Origin of the sequence: Nocardia sp. NPDC058497 (assembly GCF_042720195.1) — a bacterium.
Taxonomy (GTDB): domain Bacteria; phylum Actinomycetota; class Actinomycetes; order Mycobacteriales; family Mycobacteriaceae; genus Nocardia.
In genome coordinates, this window is sequence record NZ_JBHXMY010000527.1 from 1 (window position 1) to 4,114 (window position 4,114).

General features: G+C 69.1%; 6 protein-coding genes and 1 tRNA gene. 2 read left to right on the top strand and 5 right to left on the bottom strand.

The window, feature by feature from the left end:
* Positions 1-92: 92 nt before the first annotated feature.
* A complete protein-coding gene (locus ACFWPJ_RS26430; RefSeq protein WP_378855224.1) occupies positions 93-785 on the bottom strand; it encodes a type 1 glutamine amidotransferase domain-containing protein in 693 nt (230 codons plus the stop codon).
* Positions 786-876: 91 nt separating this feature from the next.
* Here ACFWPJ_RS26430 and ACFWPJ_RS26435 point away from each other — a divergent pair, with 91 nt between their 5' ends.
* Together ACFWPJ_RS26435 and ACFWPJ_RS26440 are read left to right on the top strand one after the other, a co-directional pair.
* Positions 877-1,212, top strand: coding sequence for a LysR family transcriptional regulator (locus ACFWPJ_RS26435; RefSeq protein ID WP_378855226.1), 336 nt, complete (start codon positions 877-879; stop codon positions 1,210-1,212).
* Positions 1,209-2,372 carry an alpha/beta fold hydrolase gene (locus ACFWPJ_RS26440; protein WP_378855228.1) on the top strand — a complete coding sequence of 388 codons (1,164 nt, stop codon included), beginning with the start codon at positions 1,209-1,211 and terminating at the stop codon, positions 2,370-2,372. The genes ACFWPJ_RS26435 and ACFWPJ_RS26440 overlap by 4 nt, the downstream gene beginning before the upstream one ends.
* Before the next feature lie 117 nt (positions 2,373-2,489).
* On the opposite strand, the gene ACFWPJ_RS26445 is transcribed toward ACFWPJ_RS26440, so the two are convergent.
* The 4 genes from ACFWPJ_RS26445 to ACFWPJ_RS26460 all read right to left on the bottom strand — a co-directional run.
* Positions 2,490-2,561: transfer RNA gene (locus ACFWPJ_RS26445), tRNA-Val, on the bottom strand.
* Between the two features lie 32 nt (positions 2,562-2,593).
* Positions 2,594-3,058: a peroxiredoxin gene (locus ACFWPJ_RS26450; protein WP_378855230.1), complete on the bottom strand. Its 465-nt coding sequence runs from the start codon at positions 3,056-3,058 to the stop codon at positions 2,594-2,596.
* A gap of 73 nt (positions 3,059-3,131) precedes the next feature.
* Positions 3,132-3,554, bottom strand: a complete 423-nt coding sequence (locus tag ACFWPJ_RS26455; RefSeq protein ID WP_378855232.1) for a DUF3052 domain-containing protein — start codon at positions 3,552-3,554, stop codon at positions 3,132-3,134.
* A gap of 117 nt (positions 3,555-3,671) precedes the next feature.
* The coding region (locus tag ACFWPJ_RS26460; RefSeq protein WP_378855234.1) for a hypothetical protein at positions 3,672-4,114 on the bottom strand (443 nt) is incomplete at its 5' end.

The window sequence follows — 4,114 nt, forward strand, 5'->3', positions numbered from 1 at the left end:
GCCGCGCCCGCGCGCCCCCCCCCCGCCCGCCGGGCGCCGCGCGCGGGCGCGCGCGCGCGGGGGCCCCCGGGAACTCGTCGACGTCCGTTCCCTCAGAGCGCGGTCAGCATCTCCGCGGCCAGTTTCGCCGAGGACGCGGGGTTCTGGCCGGTGTAGAGGTTGCGGTCGACCTCGATGTGCGGCGCCCACGGCTCGCCCTCGCGGTAGTCGACGCCCAGGGCGACGAGGCGGTCCTGCAGCAGCCACTTCGCCTTGTCGGCGAAACCGGCCTGGGTTTCCTCGGCATCGCTGAACGCGGCGACGCGGTACCCGGCGAAGGGGGAGTTGCCCGCGGCGTCGGCGGTGGCGAGCAGGGCGGCGGGGGCGTGGCAGACGACGCCGAGCGGCTTGCCGGAGGCGAGGGCGTCGGTGAGGAGCCGGCCGGAGACGGGGTCGACGGCGAGGTCTTCCATCGGGCCGTGGCCGCCGGGGTAGAAGACGGCGTCGTAGTCGGCGAGGTCGACGTCGGTGAGTGCGATCGGCTGCCGCAACGGGGTGGCACCGGACAAGACATCGGCGACGGCGGCCGCACCTTCGGCGCCGCCGTTCACCTCGGCGGCCAGGCTCGCCTGGTCGACCGTCGGGACCACGCCGCCAGGGGTCGCCACCGTGACGAGGTGGCCCGCGCCGGTGAACGCCTCGTAGGGCGCGGTGAATTCCTCGGCCCAGTACCCGGTGGGGTGCTCGGTGCCGTCCGCCAGGGTCCAGTGGTCGGCGCCGGTGAGGACGAACAGGATGTGTGCCATCGGATTCCTTCTCCATTTCAACGGGTTCAGCGACCGGTCGTAGCTCCCACGCTAGGGACAGTGGCATTTCCTGGCCAATAGACTCGCCGATATGAGACATAGGCCAGCCGATGGCTCGATGGATCTGGTGCAGCTCCGGACGTTCCTCGCGGTCTATCGAACCGGATCGCTCACCGCGGGCGCCGCGCAGGTTGGGCTGTCCCAGCCGACCGTGACCACGCAGATCCAGGCGCTCGAACGGCACCTGGGCAGGCCGCTGTTCGAGCGACTGCCCCGCGGGGTGACGCCGACGGCCGCCGGTCACGAGCTGGCGGCCCGGGTGAGCACCCCGCTCGACGCGCTGGAGTCGGTCGTCGGCGGCGCCGGCGCCCGCCCACCCCCCCCCCCCCCACCCCCCGGGGTGACACCACGTTGCGGGCAACGGTGACCGGCACCGGACCGACAGTTCTCTTGCTCCACGCGGGCGGAGAGCACCGCGGCGTCTGGGCACCGACCGCCGCGCGGCTTGCCGCATGTGGGCTACGGACGGTGGCCTTCGATCTGCGCGGTCACGGGGAGAGCACCGGGCGAGCGACAACCCTTCGGGCGCTCGCCGACGATGTGATCGAGATGGTGCGGCGCGAGCCGACGCCGATCGTCGTGGTGGGAGCCTCCGCCGGCGGGTACGCCGCCCTCGCTGCTCTCGCCGAACCGACGGTCGCGCGCCGTGTTGCCGGCCTGGTGCTCGTGGATGCCGTTCCGAATTCCGAGCCGGACCGGGTGCGCTCCTGGCTCAGTGATCGGGGCCTGCGCGACCAGCATGCCGATCTCGTGGCGGACATTCTCGCCTCGGGTCCCGAATTGCACACGACCGCTGCGGCATTGAACCTGCCGATCCTGCTGGTGCGCGCCGGACGGTCGCCGATCGACGACGCCGACTTCGACCGGTTCCGCGCGGCCAACCCGCGCATCACCCTCACTGTCGTACCCGATGTCGGCCATCTCGTGGCCCGAGGAGCGCCGGCCGAACTAGCGCGCATTGTGTCGGCCCACGTGGACACATGGCTGGCCGGCGACCAGATAGTGCACCGCGCGTTCGATCTGCAACGCGCTCTCGGGACCGAAAGCATCGAACATCCGGGTGGAACCCTGCACGCTCACCTTCGTCGGATGCACGCGCTCACCGTCGAGTGGAACGCCTCACCACGCACACAGCTGGCCGCGATCTGCCACGCGTCCTACGGCACCGACGGTTTCGCCCATGCCCTCCTGCCCACCGCCGACCGGCGGCGCCTCCACAACGTCATCGGGCACGACGCGGAGGCGCTGGTGTATCTCTACGGCGCGTGCGATCGCGAGCGGACCTACCGGGAGCTCGGGCGGCAACCTTTGCCCGTGATCGACCGGTTCACCGGCAGATCGATGGTGATCCAGGGAGCCGATCTGTACGACTTCGCGGTGTTGACGATCGCGAACGAACTCGACGTCGCCCGCCACGCGAGGTTGCCGGCATCCACTCGTGAGGGAATCAAAGGTCTTGTTGCCGCGCTGGCGAGCTACACGCCCGACGAGGCGGCGCGTGCCCTTGCCGACGAAGCGCTCGCTTGAGCGGCGCAGTGGGCGGCAGTGCTCGCATCGAATGACACGATCATCAAGGCGCAGTGTGGTTCTCGCGACTTGTCGGGCATAACCAGCCGGTCAGCAAACGCTGTCCGGCGATATCTGTGGGCGCAGAGGGGATCGAACCCCCGACCGCTGGTGTGTAAAACCAGTGCTCTACCGCTGAGCTATACGCCCGGGCACCGCCGGTGGGAACCGGCGGTGACGGTTTATGAATCTAGCGCGGTGAGCGCTTTCTCCCAAGCCGCCTGGTCACGGGCCTCTCCGGGCCCGTTCATCTCGGCGAAAGTGATGTGACCGGACTTGTCGACGACGAAGGTGCCGCGGTTGGGGTAACCGGACTTCTCGTTGAAGACGTCGTAGGCCTGGGTGACGGCGCCGTGCGGCCAGAAGTCGGACAGCAGGGGGAACAGGTAGCCCTGTTCCGCTGCCCAGATCTTGTGGGTGGGCGGTGGACCGACGGAGATCGCGAGGATCTCGGCGGCGTCGTTCTGGAACTTGGGCAACTCGTCGCGAACCTTGCACAGCTCGCCCTGGCAGATGCCGGTGAAGGCGAGCGGATAGAACACCAGCAGGACGTTCTTCTTGCCGCGGTAATCCGACAGCGAGACCGGCTGGTTGTTCTGGTCCTTGAGCGTGAAGTCCGGCGCGAGAGTGCCAACCTCTAGCGGCATAGGGCGAATCCTCCGTCGTGTCGGGTCTCAGCCGAGCGTTCTCGTCCGGCTGAGACCTTAGCGAACAGCGGACTCAACGCTGTTTGGATGGTGCCTTCGGCTGGACCAGGCGCGAGCCCGTCCAGCTGCCGAGGCTGATGGTGGATGTCTGGGTCAGGCCGGCCGTGGGCGCGGCTTCGGCGATCTCGCTCGGATCGACATGGCCCGATTGACCGGTCTTGGGGGTGAGGACCCAGATGAAGCCTTCGTCGGACAGCGGGCCGATGGCATCCATCAGCTCGTCGGCCAAGTCGCCGTCACCTTCTCGCCACCACAACAGCACGGCGTCCACGACCTCGTCGGAGTCCACGTCGACCATCTCGCCGCCGCTGACCTCCTCGATCTCGGCGCGCAATGCGTCGTCGGTGTCCTCGTCCCAGCCCAATTCCTGAACGACCAAGCCGTGAGAAATGCCAAGCTTCTGAGCGTAGTTCTGCGCGTCCGCCGCGGCGACCACGGTGGTGTCCTCCCTAAACTGCCGACAATAGATAGGTGCAAGCGAACATGGTTATCGGCCGCAGCGCAAGCCGATCGGATGAATTGGGACCGTATGCCGCGTGTCGGCGGGGCGAATTCAGCGGCTCGGGCAGGCGTCGTGGACCGCGGTGCGGGCCTGGTTGATCGTGCGGCTGGCGTCGTTGAGCTTGGTCACCTGCGAGCTGTAGGTCATCTTCCTGGTCTCGGCGGACAGCTCGCGGGCGGCGAGGACGTAGGCGGTGAACTTCTCCGCGAGATCGGCGGGTAGCGCGCCCGCCGCGGTGGTGACGCCGGTCTCGACCTCGAGCGCCGCGTCGTCGAGGGTGGCGGCGGCGGCCTCGCGCTTGGCGGCGTAGTCGGGGGCGTTGCTGTCGTGCGCGGTGACGAACTCGTTGAAGGCGGTCACGCCAGCGCCGGTGGTGGTGGGGAACTGGGTGCAGTTGTCGCTGATCGCCCTGGCCTGCGCGGCGGCGGCCTTGGACGCCGCGGGGGGCCCCCCGGGCGCGGGCCCCCCCGGCGGGGTACCCGTATCGATAAAAA

Bases quoted from the DNA above. Each gene is read 5' to 3' on its own strand.
- ACFWPJ_RS26435 (WP_378855226.1), top strand. From the start codon at position 877: ATGAGACATAGGCCAGCCGATGGCTCGATGGATCTGGTGCAGCTCCGG.
- ACFWPJ_RS26430 (WP_378855224.1), bottom strand. From the start codon at position 785: ATGGCACACATCCTGTTCGTCCTCACCGGCGCCGACCACTGGACCCTG.
- ACFWPJ_RS26450 (WP_378855230.1), bottom strand. From the start codon at position 3,058: ATGCCGCTAGAGGTTGGCACTCTCGCGCCGGACTTCACGCTCAAGGAC.